General features: G+C 62.6%; 11 protein-coding genes. 3 read left to right on the top strand and 8 right to left on the bottom strand.

Annotation, left to right across the window (positions count from 1 at the left end; genetic code table 11):
• Nucleotides 1-16: 16 nt before the first annotated feature.
• The 5 genes from JVX98_RS22420 to JVX98_RS22440 form a co-directional block, all read right to left on the bottom strand.
• Nucleotides 17-994 (bottom strand): ABC transporter permease, encoded by a 978-nt coding sequence (locus JVX98_RS22420; RefSeq protein ID WP_043624277.1) that lies wholly within the window; start codon nt 992-994, stop codon nt 17-19.
• An 82-nt stretch (nt 995-1,076) separates the two neighbouring features.
• Nucleotides 1,077-2,630 (bottom strand): sugar ABC transporter ATP-binding protein, encoded by a 1,554-nt coding sequence (locus tag JVX98_RS22425; protein WP_205237447.1) that lies wholly within the window; start codon nt 2,628-2,630, stop codon nt 1,077-1,079.
• 94 nt (nt 2,631-2,724) lie between these two features.
• Entirely contained in the window at nt 2,725-3,714 is a 990-nt protein-coding gene (locus tag JVX98_RS22430; RefSeq protein WP_205237448.1) for an ABC transporter substrate-binding protein, read from the bottom strand.
• Between the two features lie 167 nt (nt 3,715-3,881).
• On the bottom strand, nt 3,882-4,901 hold the full coding sequence (locus JVX98_RS22435; RefSeq protein ID WP_205237449.1) for an aldo/keto reductase: 1,020 nt from the start codon (nt 4,899-4,901) through the stop codon (nt 3,882-3,884).
• A gap of 34 nt (nt 4,902-4,935) precedes the next feature.
• Complete coding sequence (locus JVX98_RS22440) at nt 4,936-6,441, bottom strand: UxaA family hydrolase (protein ID WP_205237450.1); 1,506 nt, start codon at nt 6,439-6,441, stop codon at nt 4,936-4,938.
• A 219-nt stretch (nt 6,442-6,660) separates the two neighbouring features.
• On the opposite strand from JVX98_RS22440, the gene JVX98_RS22445 reads away from it, so the two are divergent.
• Together JVX98_RS22445 and JVX98_RS22450 are read left to right on the top strand one after the other, a co-directional pair.
• Complete coding sequence (locus tag JVX98_RS22445; protein WP_205237451.1) at nt 6,661-7,539, top strand: GntR family transcriptional regulator; 879 nt, start codon at nt 6,661-6,663, stop codon at nt 7,537-7,539.
• A 20-nt stretch (nt 7,540-7,559) separates the two neighbouring features.
• Complete coding sequence (locus tag JVX98_RS22450) at nt 7,560-8,648, top strand: mannitol dehydrogenase family protein (RefSeq protein ID WP_205237452.1); 1,089 nt, start codon at nt 7,560-7,562, stop codon at nt 8,646-8,648.
• On the opposite strand, the gene hpaI is transcribed toward JVX98_RS22450, so the two are convergent.
• Nucleotides 8,642-9,448, bottom strand: a complete 807-nt coding sequence (hpaI, locus tag JVX98_RS22455; RefSeq protein WP_205237453.1) for a 4-hydroxy-2-oxoheptanedioate aldolase — start codon at nt 9,446-9,448, stop codon at nt 8,642-8,644. The two genes, JVX98_RS22450 and hpaI, sit on opposite strands and share 7 nt — an antisense overlap.
• Nucleotides 9,449-9,575: 127 nt before the next feature.
• Nucleotides 9,576-11,030, bottom strand: coding sequence for an NADP-dependent succinate-semialdehyde dehydrogenase (gabD, locus tag JVX98_RS22460; protein ID WP_205237454.1), 1,455 nt, complete (start codon nt 11,028-11,030; stop codon nt 9,576-9,578).
• A gap of 246 nt (nt 11,031-11,276) precedes the next feature.
• Between gabD and JVX98_RS22465 the strand changes: the two genes are divergently transcribed.
• Nucleotides 11,277-11,873: a nitroreductase family protein gene (locus JVX98_RS22465; RefSeq protein WP_192451490.1), complete on the top strand. Its 597-nt coding sequence runs from the start codon at nt 11,277-11,279 to the stop codon at nt 11,871-11,873.
• 63 nt (nt 11,874-11,936) lie between these two features.
• Here the strand turns inward: JVX98_RS22465 and gyrB are convergent, their stop codons facing one another.
• Nucleotides 11,937-14,372 carry a DNA topoisomerase (ATP-hydrolyzing) subunit B gene (gene gyrB / locus JVX98_RS22470; RefSeq protein WP_043624256.1) on the bottom strand — a complete coding sequence of 812 codons (2,436 nt, stop codon included), beginning with the start codon at nt 14,370-14,372 and terminating at the stop codon, nt 11,937-11,939.
• Nucleotides 14,373-14,415 lie beyond the last annotated feature (43 nt).

The following is a 14,415-nucleotide window of genomic DNA, read 5'->3' on the forward strand; positions in this document are numbered from 1 at the left end:
TCGAATACGGCAGCGCCTAGCGGGCGCTGCGGCGACGCAATTGGTCGAAATAGACGATAACGATGATCAAAACCCCGGTGATGATGCGCTGCCAGAACGAGTTGACGTTCAAGAGGTTGGCGCCGTTGTTGATCGTCGCGAGGATGAACGCGCCGAGCAGCGGCCCATGCACCGAGCCGACCGCCCCGAACAGGCTGGTGCCGCCGATGACCGACGAGGCGATCGCCTGAAGTTCCCAGCCTTCGGCCTGGGTGGCGTTGCCGATGCCGATGCGCGAGGCAAGCAGCAGGCCGACGAAGGCGGCGCAGGTCGACGACAGGATATAGGCGAGATAGATCGTGCGATGCACATTGACGCCGGAAAGACGCGCCGCCTCGCTGTTGGAGCCGACAGCAAAGAGATAGCGACCGAAACGGCTCAAATGCAGGAAGACATAGGCCGGGATCGCCACCACGATCACCATCCAGAACAGGCTGGGAACGCCCAGGAAATCCGCCCGCGAGAAATTGGTGAAGGCCTCATTGGTGATCGAGATGGTCGAGCCATTGGTGATCAGGAGGCCGATACCGCGCAGCGACGTAAGCGTTGCCAACGTGATGATGAAGGGCGGCAGACCCATGCGCACGATGCCGAAGGCATGGAAGGCGCCGATCAGGACACCGAAGGCGAGCGTCAGGATGATGGCAATCCAGAGCGGAACGCCGGCGGCCAGCAGCCAGGCGACGATAACACTGGTAAAGCCGACCACGGCACCGACCGACAGATCGATGCCTGCCGTGATGATGACGAAGGTCTGGCCAACTGCCAGGATCGCCGTCATCGCCCCCTGGCGCAGCAGGTTGCTGATGTTGTTGGGCGTCCAGAAGCTGTTGGTCGCGAAGCCCAGCGCCGCCCAGAGCAACAGAAGCAAACCGAGTAGAGTAAGACCAAAAAGGATGCTCACACCTTTCCTTGGTGCAGCACTTGCACCGCTCTCCGCCGTCTCCGCACTCATCGTCTTCCTCCCTGCGTCCCCTAAAACTTCTTGAAGCCGGATGGGGGCGGAAAACCGCTCATGCTCATCCCGCTCTGTGTGATCAAACGCCAATCGCCTGTGTCAGCACTTCCTCATGGCTGGCAGCACGATAGTCGTGGCTGGCGACCAGCCGTCCGCGCCGGAACACATGCAGCCGGTCCGCCAGTTCGTAGACCTCCGGCAGATAGGACGAGATCAAGATGATGCCCGCCCCGTTCTCCAAAAGCCGTGCGAACAGGCGATAGATTTCCGCCTTGGTGCCGACATCGACGCCGACCGTCGGCTCGTCAAAGATGAAAAGCTTGGCGCCGTGGCTCAACCACTTGCCGATGACGATCTTCTGCTGGTTGCCGCCGGACATGGCGGAGGCCAGCACGCGGCGTGACGGCGTCTTGATCTTCAGGTCGCGGATCTGCCGGTCCGCGTTTTCCCGCTCCTGCTGGCCGTTGATCGTCAGGCCGCGCGTCAGCCGGTTGAAAACCGGCAGATTGATGTTGAGGCCGATCGGCAAGTTGAGGCAGAGGCCCTGGTCACGTCGGCTTTCGGGCGCAAGCGCGATGCCGAGGTCCATGGCCTTACGTTCGCTGGCGATCTCCACCTTACGGCCCTGCCAGTAGACCTCTCCACCCGTTGGCCGGTGCCGGCCATAAAGGCCGAGCGCAAACTCGCTGCGTCCCGCGCCGATGAGCCCGTAGAGGCCGACGATCTCGCCGGCGTGCACTGTCAGCGACACATCCTGGAAGCCGGGGCCGCTCAAGTTGCGCGTCTCGATGATGGCCGCGCCCGGCGGAAAATGTTCCTTGTGATAGATCTGCTCGATCGTGCGATTGATCATCAGCGCGATCAGCTCCGCCTCGTTGGTCTCACCGATCTTGCGGGTGCCGACATGAGTGCCGTCACGCAGCACCGAGACACGGTCGGCAAGCTCGAAGACTTCCTCCATGCGGTGGCTGATATAGACGATGGTCACGCCTTCGGCCTGCAGCCTTCGGATCAGCCGGAAGAGCTGTGCCGATTCCTGTCGGGTGAGATAGGCGGTCGGCTCATCGAAGATCAGAAACTGCGTGCCGCGCATGGCGGCACGCGCCGTGGCGACGAGCTGCTGCTGCCCAATCGTCAAGCTTCCAAGCACGGCACCGGCCGGCAGGTTGAAGCCGAGATCATCCAGCACGCTTTGTGCCGCATCGGTCATCGCGCGCTTGCGCATCAGGCCGTTGCGATTGATCTCGTCGCCGAGAAACATATTGGCCGCGACCGACAGGTGAGCGCAAAGCACGACCTCTTGATGCACGGCATTGATACCGCGCTCGATCGCCTCCTGCGGCGTACCGAGCTGAACGGGTTTTCCGCACCAAAAGATTTCGCCGGACGTGCGTTTGATGACGCCGGTCAGAAGCTTGATCAGCGTCGACTTGCCGGCACCGTTCTCACCGACGATCGCGTGAATTTCACCGGACAGAAAGGTCAGCGATGCAGGCTTCAAGGCTTCGACGGCGCCATACTTCTTCTGCAGGGCGCGCAGCTCCAGGATAGGCTCGCCTTTCGGAACCGGGTGGCGTGTCGCCACATGCAGTCCTTCGGTCCTGATGTCGCGTGGCTCTTGCATGTCGGTCATCTGCGCATTCCTCCCATCGCAGAGATCGCTTGCGGCCGGTCCTCGTTCCGGCCGCAAGCGGGTGCGGCAGGCCCAACGCCCGCCGCAGCCGTCGTCACTTGACCTTCGGGTTCAAGAGAGCGTCGATCTTCGGCTCCGCCATGTTGGCCTTGGTCACCAGATTGGCACCGGTATCGACATTCGCCTCGACCTTCTCCTTCTTCGAGACGGCGAGCGCCGTCTTTATGCCATCATAGCCCATGCGGTAGGGATCCTGAACGACGAGGCCGGCCAGAACGCCTTCCTTGAGGAAGCCGACCGTCTTGTCGTCGCTGTCGAAGCCGATCACCTTGATCTTGTCGCCGAGCTTGTTTTCGGCAATCGCCTGGCCAACGCCCTGCGCCATGATCAGGTTGGATGCGAAGACACCAACCAGATTGGGGTTGGCTGTGATCAGGTCGGTCATCATGTTGAGGCCAGTGGTTGCCTGGCCGTCCGCATACTTATCCGCAACGACTTTGAAGCCCGGATACTTGGTCTTGATCTGATCGAGGAAGCCTTCACGGCGCTGGTCGAGCGAGCCGACGCCCGGAAGGTTGGTGATGATGGCGATTTCGCCCTCTTCCTTGCCGGTCATTTCCTTGACCGCTGCGGCAAGACCATCGGCGGCGATGCGACCGCCCTGGACGTTGTCGGTGGTGAGGAACGACGAGAAGGCCTTGGAGTCAGCTGCGGAATCGATACCGATGATCGGCACGGCCTTGGCCGCTTCGTCGATCGGCTTGCCGAGCGCCTTGAACTCCGTCGGCGAGATGACGACGGCAGCTGGTGCGCCGGCAACCGCGTTCTCGAGAATGCTGATCTGGCCATTGATGTCGGATTCGGCCTGAGCGCCGAGTTCCGGCACGTTGACGCCGAGATCCTTGCCGGCGGCGCGGGCACCAGCGAGCACGATCTGCCAATAGAAGGACGTGGTATCCTTGACGATGATCGGGATCGTCACGTCCTGTGCGAAGGAGGCGACCGGCGACATGCCGGCGATCATCGCGGCGCCGGCCAAGGCGGTAAAGGCGCGGCGGGTCAGGCTGCTTTTCAGAATGCTCATCCCAGGTTTCTCCTCTTGGTGCACCGTGTTCCACTTCTTGGAGATCGATCGCAGGTGCTGGCTCATCGACCTTTTATCGATAAAAAACATATTGGAATGCTAATACGACAATCCCGGCTTGGCAAGCTGCCGGAACAGCATTTCGGACGGCATTTTGGCGCCGTCCGTTAGACGCGAACCGGCTCGTCTCCGAGCTCCGGTGCGACCAGTGTGAACGGTTCAAAAGCCGCGAAATCGGCGGCGGAAAACCGGTACTCGGCGAGCGCCATGTTGCGCGCCAGGCTCTGCGGCTTGGCGGTACCGAGTAGCACCGAGGCGACCTGCTGACTGGCTAGTGGAAACTGCATGGCAGGTGCGGCAAGCGGCACATTCATGCCGCGCGCAACCGCGTCCATAGCGGCAACCTTTTGCCGGATATCGTCCGTCGCCGGCATGTAGTCGAAATGCGCACCTTCGACCGGTCCCGTCGCCAGGATGCCCGAGTTGAACACCCCACCGACGACGAGCGAAGTCTGTTTCTTCTCGCAGAGCGGCAGCAGTTCAGCGACAGCGGACCGGTCGAGCAGCGTGTAACGCCCGGCGAGCAGGATGCAGTCGAGATCGGCCTGACGCAGGACGTCGAGACAGACCGGCACCTCGTTGACGCCGAGGCCATAGGCCGCGATCGTTCCCGAGGATTTCAGCGCCTCCAACGCCTTGAGGCCGCCCTCCAGCAATTGCCGCAGGTAGATCGCATTGCGAGCGGCTCCATGGGTGTAGACGCCGATATCGTGCACATAGAGGATGTCGATGCGATTGAGCCCGAGCCGGGCATAGCTGAACTCGACCGAGCGCATGATGCCGTCATAGCTGTAGTCGTAGGTGACGTCGAAATTGAGCGGATTCACGTAGGAATAGTCCGGCACCTTGTCTTCCGGCACCGGATGCAGGAGACGACCAACCTTTGTGGAAAGCACGAACTGATCACGCGGCTTGTCGCTCAGGAAGTCGCCGACACGACGCTCGGCGAGACCGAGGCCGTAGAAAGGCGCGACATCGAAGTAGCGCATACCCGACTGCCAGGCAGCGTCCAGAGTCGCGATCGCGGAGTCGCGGGTGCATTCGCGGTAGAGTCCGCCGAGACCGGCGGCGCCGAAGCTAAACTCGGTCACCGATAGGTCGGTTCGACCGATCCGTCTCGTCTGCATTCCCCGTTTCCTCCTCCCAGGATGCCTTAGGTATTTAGAGCGTTGCGCCCAAATGCCAGGGCACGAACTCATTATCGCCGTAGCCGAAAAGCTCACTCTTGGTCTTGCGGCCCGAGGCGGTCTCGACGATCAGGTCGAAGATCTCGCGGCCGAGCCCGGCTATGCTCGCCTCCCCCGAAGCGATCACGCCGCAATCGATATCCATGTCCTCTTCCATCGCCCGGTAGAGCGCCGTGTTGCTGGTGAGCTTGATCGACGGCGCGGGGCGACAGCCGAAACAACTGCCGCGGCCGGTGGTAAAGGCAATGACATTGGCGCCACCGGCGACCTGGCCGGTGGCCGATACCGGGTCGTAGCCGGGGGTATCCATAAAAACGAGCCCGTGCTCTGTCACCCGCTCGGCATAACGGTAGACCGCCTTCAGCGGCGAGCGACCGCCCTTGGCGACGGCGCCGAGTGATTTTTCAAGGATGGTGGTCAAGCCGCCCCGTTTGTTGCCCGGCGAAGGATTGTTGTCGAGCGAAGCGCCATGCAGCGCCACATAGTTCTCCCACCAGGCAATCAGCCCATCGAGTTTCACCGCGACCGCGTCGTTGACGGCACGGCTGCGCAACAGGTGCTCGGCGCCATAAATTTCCGAAGTTTCGGAGAGGATCGCCGTGCCGCCGGCGGCCGCAAGGATGTCGACCGCAGCACCCAACGCCGGGTTAGCGGTGATGCCCGAAAGCCCGTCCGACCCTCCACATTGCAGACCGACGATGATCTCGCTGACCGGGATAGCGACGCGACGTTCCTTGCCGACTTCGGTAGCGATTTCCTCGAGGATGGCCAGCGCCTTTTCGACGGAACGACGCGAGCCGCCGGCTTCCTGGATGTTGAAATGGCGCTTCTCCGCGCCGGCGCCGCTTTGACCATAGAGCGTCAACTGGTTGACCTCGCAGCCGAGGCCGACCATCAGCACGCCGCCGAAATTGACATGGCGGGCGTAGCCGGCGAGCGTGCGGTGCAGATTGGCCATGCCGTCGCCGGTCGAGGACATGCCACAGCCCTGATCGTGCACGATCGGCACGAAACCATCGATGCCTTCGTACCTCGGCAAGATGCGCCTGTTCGCCTCCTCGGCGATGGCGCGACAGACGGTGGTGGAACAGTTCACGCTGGCGACGACCCCGATGTAGTTTCGCGTCGCCGCCCGGCCGTCACCTCTTCGATAGCCCATGAAGGTGCGCGCCCTGTCGGCATCGCTTGCCGCTTCGGGCGCCCCTTGAGGGCTGATCGCCAGGCGGTCCTTGTCGAAGGCGATGTTATGGGCGTGCACGTGGTCACCCGGCGCGATATCGGCGGTCGCCCGGCCGATCGCCTGGGCATATTTGACGACCGGTTCGCCGGCGCGGATGGCGCGGATGGCGATCTTGTGTCCGGCATCGACCTTTGCCGCCGCGCGCACGCCGTTTGGCAGAACGTCGCCGGCGGCAATCGCCAGCGTCGCCACGACAACATTGTCCTCCGGTGCGAGCAGGATGGTGGACGGCGCAGACACCCAATTTCTCCCTAATGATTTTTGTTCTGTCTTTTATCTACAATAGACAGATTGCCGTCAATGGGTATTATAGCGAAAAACATCGACGGCACGGCCGAGGTGCCCCGGAGCGGCTGGGAGGAACAGATATGGATGACAGACGCAGACAAAACCGGAGCGACGGGATAGAGGAGCGTTCCGCGTAAGCGCAGAAAACTTCGAACGATCCGGACGTCGCCCATGGCAAAACAGAACACCGTCTTCAAGGATGCCTATAACCGCTGCCTCAAGCTGCTGGCGGACACATCCTCGCTGCCCTCGGAGCCGGAGCTCGGGCAGATGCTCGGCGTCAGCCGGACGACGGTGCGGGCGATCCTTGGCCGCTTCGAGGAACTGCAGCTGATCGCCTGGGACAAGCGCAAGAAGAGCGTGCTGCGCCAACCCCGGCCCGACGATTATTTTCCAACGGAAGAGACGGATTCACTCGCCGAGATCATCGAGCGCAGCTTCATGCGCCGGATTCTCGCCGGTGGTGCCGAGCCGGGCATGCAGATCAACGAACTGGAACTGGCACGCGACATTGGCACCGGCACGACCAGCGTGCGCGAGTTCCTGATCCGCTTCAGCCGCTTCGGCCTGATCGAAAAGCGGCCGAACAGCCACTGGATCCTGAAGGGCTTTACCCGCGAATTCGCGCTGGAACTGACGGAAGTGCGCGAGATGTTCGAGCTGCGCTCGGCCGCGCGCTTTGTCTCCCTGCCCCACGATCATCCGGCCTGGGATGAGCTTCGGGAAATCGAGGCCCTGCACCGGGACATCCTCGCCGACATCGACAACCGTTACCGGGAGTTTTCCGAACTCGACGAGCAGTTTCACCTGCTGGTACACAAGGCATCGAGCAACCGCTTCATCGTCGATTTCTACGACATCATCGCGATCGTCTTCCACTATCACTACCAGTGGAACAAGACGAATGCCCGCCAGCGCAACGCCCGTGCGCTGGAAGAACACCTCGCCTATATCGAAGCGCTGCGCTCGCACGATCCGGCAAGGGCCGAACAGGCCTGCCGGCGACACCTTCAGTCGGCGCGCGAAACCCTTCTCCAATCCATTCCATAGCCAGCTATCGGAGCCTACGCATGCCGACGCCGATCGTGCAATTCGGGACGAGCCGTTTCCTTCAGGCGCATGCCGATCTCTTCATCAGCCAAGCACTGAAGAAGGGAGAAGCGCCCGGTTCGATCACGATCGTGCAAACGACAGGGTCGAGCGAACGGTCCGGGCGGCTTGCAGCCCTCGCCCTCCCGGGAGGGTTTCCGGTCATCATCCGTGGCATCCAGGGAGGCGAGAGGATCGACGCGACACAGCACGTGACAAGCGTCGCGCGCGCGCTTTCAACCGCCCAAAACTGGAGCGAGATCCGGGCGATTGTCGCCGAGGAGGCCGAAATCCTGATCTCCAACACCGGCGACACGGGCTACCAGGTCGGCGAGGACGATCCGATAGCGGAAGTTCCGCGTTCCTTTCCGGGCAAGCTGCTTCTGCTCTTGAAGGCGCGCTTCGATGCAGGCGGCCGTCCCCTGACGATGCTTCCCTGTGAACTGGTATCGCGCAACGGCGACGTGCTGAAGGCGCTGATGCTGCGGCTCGCGGCGCAGCGGGTGAAAGACAAAGCCTTTGCCGACTGGCTGGACAAGGATGTCGTCTGGGCGAATACGCTGGTCGACCGCATCGTCTCCGAGCCGCTCGAGCCGGCCGGTGCCATTGCCGAGCCCTATGCGCTCTGGGCAATCGAAAACCAGCCCGGCTTGCGGCCCCCATGCATCCACCCCTGTGTAAAGCTCGTGGATGACCTGACACCTTACGAGAAGCTGAAGCTCCACATCCTCAATCTCGGCCACACGGTGCTGGCCGATCTCTGGCTTAGGCAAGGCCGCGACCCGAAGGAGACTGTGCGGGAAATCCTGGCCGATCCCGACATCGCCATGCGGCTAGAACGTATCTATCGATCCGACGTGATTCCGGCCTTTGCTGCAAAGGGCCTGGAGAGCGAAGCGGCAGACTATGTTGTCGCGACGCTGGAACGCTTCAGAAACCCGTTCCTCGATCACCGCCTCAGCGATATCGCCAACCACCACCGCGAAAAGATCGAGCGGCGGATCGTCGATTTGCGGCGCTGGAGCCCGGGCGTAGCGATGCCCGAACTCCAGGCAATCTGCGATCAGTAGCCGGATTCTTGCTTCTTCGGAGCCGACATCTCTTCGCCGAGAAACTCCTGGCGCAGCGTCGTCGTCGCACGCACGAGGGAGGTGACATCCGTGCCGATCGCCATGAAATCAGCGCCCATCTCGCGATAGTCGCGCGCCTGCTCGAGATCGAGCGTCATGATGCCACGTGCCTTGCCGGCCTTCTCGATGCGCTCGAACGCGTCGGCAATCGCCGCGCGCACCTCCGGATGGCCTGGCTTGCCGAGATAACCCATGTCGGCGGCCAGATCGGAGGGACCGATGAAGAGGCCGTCGACGCCATCGAGTGCGGCAATCTCGTCGATGGCGGCAAGACCTGCGCGGCTTTCGATCTGCAGGATCAGGCAGATTTCATCGCCGGCGGTCTGGAGATAATCGCCGATGCGGCCGAACTCAGAGGCGCGCCCGAGGGCGGCGCCGACGCCGCGAATACCATGCGGCGGATAGCGGGTGGCGCGCACCAGCTGCTGCGCCTGCGCCAGGCTTTCGACCATGGGGATCAGGAGCGTCTGCACGCCGGTGTCGAGGATCTGCTTGATCAGCACGGTATCGCCCACCGGCAGGCGAACCATCGGGTGGCTCGCCGATGCGGCGACGGCACGAAACTGCGCCGACAGCAACGGAATGTCGTTCGGCGCGTGCTCGCCGTCGAGCAGCAGCCAGTCGTAACCGCTGCCGGACACCACTTCGGCTGCATAGGGGCTGGCAAGCGCCACCCACAGCCCGAGCTGGAAGCGGTTTTCGCGCAGCGCTGCTTTGAAGGGGTTCTTCGGTGCCGGCATGGGTCGTCTCCTCCTGCAATGCGACGGGACGAGCGATGCCTCGATCCCGCAATTACGAGATTTCTACCGGCAAAGAAAAAAACCGGCCAGAACTTTCCGGCCGGTTTTTCAGATTGGGTACCGTATCTTACGCAACGCCGCCGAGGCAGACGTATTTGATCTCGGTGAACTCCTCGATGCCGTAGCGCGAGCCCTCGCGTCCGAGGCCAGACAGCTTGACGCCGCCGAACGGCGCTTCGGCCGTGGAGATCAGCCCGGTGTTGACGCCGACCATGCCGTATTCCAGCGCTTCGGCCACCCGGAAAACACGCGCAAGATCCTTGGCATAGAAATAGGAGGCAAGGCCGAACTCGGTGTCGTTTGCCTGCTCGACCACGTCCGCCTCGTCGGTGAAGCGGAAGAGCGGTGCGACCGGCCCAAACGTTTCCTCGCGTGCAACCGCCATCGCCTGGGTGACGTCAGCCAGAACCGTCGCCTCGTAGAAGGTGCCGCCGAGGGTGTGACGCTTGCCGCCCTGGATGACGCGAGCACCCTTCGACGTGGCGTCGGCGACATGTTCCTCCACCTTCTCCAGCGCCGCCTTGTCGATCAGCGGGCCGAGGATCACGCCCTCGTCGACGCCGTTGCCGATCTTCAGCTTGGCGACGGCCTTGGCGAGCTTGTCGGCGAAGGCGTCATAGACCTTATCCTGCACATAGATGCGGTTGGCGCAGACGCAGGTCTGGCCGTTGTTGCGGAACTTGGCGATCAGCGCGCCTTCGACAGCCGCGTCGAGATCGGCATCGTCAAAGACGATGAAGGGCGCGTTGCCGCCAAGCTCCAGGCCGAGCTTCTTGATCGTGGCCGCGCTCTGGCGATAGAGTTCCGCACCCACTTCGGTCGAGCCAGTGAAGGTGAGCTTGCGCACGACGGGGTTCGAAGTCATCTCGGCGCCGATCTCGCGGGCGGAACCGGTGATGACGCTGAAAAGGCCCTTGGGCAGGCCGGCGCGCTCGGCCAGAATCGCGATCGCAATCGCCGAGAACGGCGTCTGGGCGGCCGGCTTCAGCACCATGGCGCAGCCGGCGGCAAAGGCCGGGCCGGCCTTGCGGGTGATCATCGCATTGGGGAAGTTCCAGGGCGTGATCGCCGCGACGACCCCGATCGGCTGCTTCATGACCAGAATGCGCTTGTCGGGCTGGTGGCCGGGGATCAGGTCGCCATAGAGACGGCGCGCCTCTTCGGCGAACCACTCGACGAAGCTTGCGCCATAGACGATTTCGCCGGTCGCTTCGGCCAGCGGCTTGCCCTGCTCCAGCGTCAGGATGCGGCCGAGATCCTCCTTGTTCTCGATCATCAGCTCGAACCATTTGCGCAGGACACCGGCGCGGTCCTTGGCCGTGCGCGCTGCCCAGCCCTTCTGGGCGACACGCGCGGCCTCGATCGCAGCCTTGGTTTCCTTGGCGCCGAGCTTCGGCACGCGACCGATGATTTCACCCGTCGCCGGGTTGTTCACCTCGATCGCGTTTGCCTCGTCCGCCTCGATCCACTCGCCGCCGATAAGCGCTGCCTGGCGAAACAATGATGGGTCCTTAAACGACATGATCCGTCCTCTCTCAAATCCTACAGAACTTATACAACTTTTTTCTTGGAAACAGCAATGACCCCAAGTCGCCGTTTCTGCAATTTCCTGAGGCGCACTAGGCGAACGGACGCTCACGTTTGCGTGCATCCAACCCGTTCCTTCGCCATCCGTCCTCATGTAGCGTTCGAAACGAATCAAACCATGGGCCGCCCGTCGGTCCGGCGGCGTTCCCAAGTTCACGCGACACCGAGAAGAGGCATGTCCATGACGGCGACCGACAACAGAAAAGCTGACCATCCGATCGATGCCATGTTCATCGAGCGCTGGTCGCCCCGCGCCTTCACCAGCGAGGAAATCGACGAAAAGACCCTGCTTTCCTTCTTCGAAGCGGCCCGCTGGGCGCCGTCTGCCAGCAACCGCCAACCCTGGCGTTTCGTTTATGCGCGCCGCGGCACGGATCGCTTCCCGGTGCTGCTCGAAACGCTCGACGAGGGAAACCAACGCTGGGCGAAGAATGCGGCAGCACTGCTGATCGTGATTTCAAGAACGCATAATGCAGCACAGAACGGCGAAATGCGGCATGCCTATACCCACGCCTTCGATACCGGGGCGGCCTGGTACAGCCTCGCCTTGCAGGCCTCGCTTGCGGGCTGGCACACCCACGGCATGGCGGGCATCGATCGCGACAAGGCGATGCACGTCCTGAGCGTTCCCGAACACTACCGGGTCGAAGCCGCCGTCGCGATCGGCCGGCTCGCCGATCCCTCGACATTGCCGGACGATCTGCGCGCACGCGAAATTCCGAGCCAGCGCAAGCCGGTCGACGAATTCGCCTTCGAGGGCCGGTTCAAGGGCGAGTGAAGCACAAACAAAAATCCCGGCTCTCAGGCCGGGATTTTCTTTTTGTCTCCGCAATGACCTCGATCAGATGTCGAGGTTGGCGACGCTCAGCGCGTTTTCCTGAATGAAATCGCGACGCGGCTCGACCTCGTCGCCCATCAGACGCGAGAACAGACCGTCCGCGTCGGTGGCGTCGGTCACCCGGACCTGAAGCAGCGAGCGGACGTTCGGATCGAGCGTCGTTTCCCAAAGCTGCTCGGCGTTCATTTCGCCCAGACCCTTGTAGCGCTGCATCGACAGGCCCTTGCGGCCGGCGGCGAAGATCGCGTCGAGAAGCGCGCGCGGACCGCTGATCTCCTGCGTGCCGTCACGGCGACGCAATACCGGAGGTGCCGAGTAGACTTCCTTCAACTTCGACGCCAGCTGGTCGATGTAGCGCGCATCGGACGAACCGATCAGCGCCATATCGAGCACCGCGGCTTCCTTGACGCCGCGCACCATGCGTTCGAACCGAAGTCCGCCTTCGCTGGTAACGGTACCGGTCCAGCCGCGCTCGGTTTCCTCGGCGATCACGTCGAGACGGCGGGCGATTTCGGCGGCGGTCTTTTCGTATTCGTCGCGCTGGCCGTTGAGTTCGACGTTCAGCGCGCCGGCAATGGCCGCCTGCTCGACGATCGCCCGGTTGTAGCGCGAGTGAAGCCCGTTCATGAGGTTACGCAGGCGCAGCGCGTCAGTGATCACCTCGCGCAGGTCCTGCCCGGCGCGGACTTCGCCCGATTCAAGCTGCAGCGTCGCTTCCTCGAGACCCATCGAGATCAGGTAATCTTCGAGCGCCTGTTCGTTCTTGAGATACTGCGCCGACTTGCCGCGCGTCACCTTATAGAGCGGCGGCTGGGCGATATAGATGTGGCCGCGCTCGATCAGTTCCGGCATCTGCCGGAAGAAGAAGGTGAGCAGCAGCGTACGGATGTGGGCGCCGTCGACGTCGGCGTCCGTCATGATGATGATCTTGTGGTAGCGCAGCTTGTCGGCGTTGAACTCGTCCTTGCCGATCGAGGTGCCGAGCGCGGTGATCAGCGTGCCGATTTCCTGGCTCGACAGCATCTTGTCGAAGCGTGCACGCTCAACGTTGAGGATCTTGCCGCGCAGCGGCAGGATCGCCTGGTTTTCGCGCGACCGGCCCTGCTTGGCGGAACCACCGGCCGAGTCACCTTCCACCAGGAAGACTTCGGATTTTGCCGGATCGCGTTCGGAGCAGTCTGCCAGCTTGCCGGGCAGCGAGGAAATGTCGAGCGCGCCCTTGCGGCGGGTCAATTCGCGGGCCTTACGGGCGGCTTCGCGCGCGGCAGCCGCTTCGACGACCTTGCCGACCAGGATCTTGGCTTCGGTGGGGTGTTCCTCGAACCAGGTGCTCAGCGCCTCGTTGACGAGGCTTTCGACCACCGGCCGCACTTCCGACGATACCAGCTTGTCCTTGGTCTGCGACGAGAACTTCGGATCGGGAACCTTGACCGAGAGCACGGCCGTCAGGCCTTCGCGGCAGTCTTCGCCCTGAAGCGTGACCTTTTCCCGCTTCGTGATGCCTGACGTATCGGCATAGGACGTGACCTGTCGGGTCAGCGCCCCGCGGAAGCCCGCCATATGCGTACCGCCGTCGCGCTGCGGGATGTTGTTGGTGAAGCAGAGCACGTTTTCGTGGTAGCTGTCATTCCACCACATCGCCACTTCGACGGTGATGCCGTCCTTTTCGCCACGGATAGCCACCGGCTTGTGCACCAGCGGCTTCTTCGCGCGGTCGAGATAGGCGACGAAGGCTTCGAGGCCGCCCTCATACATCAGCTCGTCCTGCCGGACGTCGGAATGGCGCTTGTCGGTCAGCATGATGCGGACGCCGGAATTGAGGAAGGCGAGTTCACGCAGGCGATGTTCGAGCGTGCTATAGTCGAACTCGGTCTTGGAGAAGGTCTCGGCGCTCGGCAGGAACGTCACCTCGGTGCCTGTCGCGTCACCCGCATCGCCGGTGACGGCGAGCGGACCATCGGCGACGCCGTGGGTGAAGCTCATCTCGTGGATCTTGCCGTCGCGGCGGATCTTCAGCTTCAAGGAGACCGAAAGCGCGTTGACCACCGACACGCCAACGCCATGCAGGCCGCCTGAAACCTTGTAGGAGTTCTGGTCGAATTTACCGCCGGCGTGCAGCTGGGTCATGATGACCTCGGCGGCCGAGATACCCTCTTCCTTGTGGATGCCGGTCGGGATGCCGCGACCGTTGTCGGTCACGGTTACGGATCCGTCCGGATTGAGCGTCACCGTGACCACGTCGGCGTGGCCGGCAAGCGCCTCGTCGATGGCGTTGTCGACGACTTCGTACACCATGTGATGAAGGCCGGAGCCATCGTCCGTGTCGCCGATATACATGCCCGGCCGCTTGCGTACGGCGTCGAGGCCCTTCAACACCTTGATGGAATCGGCACCATATTCGGCGCTGGCGCCGGCTGCGGTTTCAGGAGTATCGGTCATACGGTACGGGTCTTTCCAGGTTCTTCGGACATGGTGATTCGTT

Origin of the sequence: Ensifer sp. PDNC004, assembly GCF_016919405.1 — a bacterium.
GTDB lineage: Bacteria > Pseudomonadota > Alphaproteobacteria > Rhizobiales > Rhizobiaceae > Ensifer.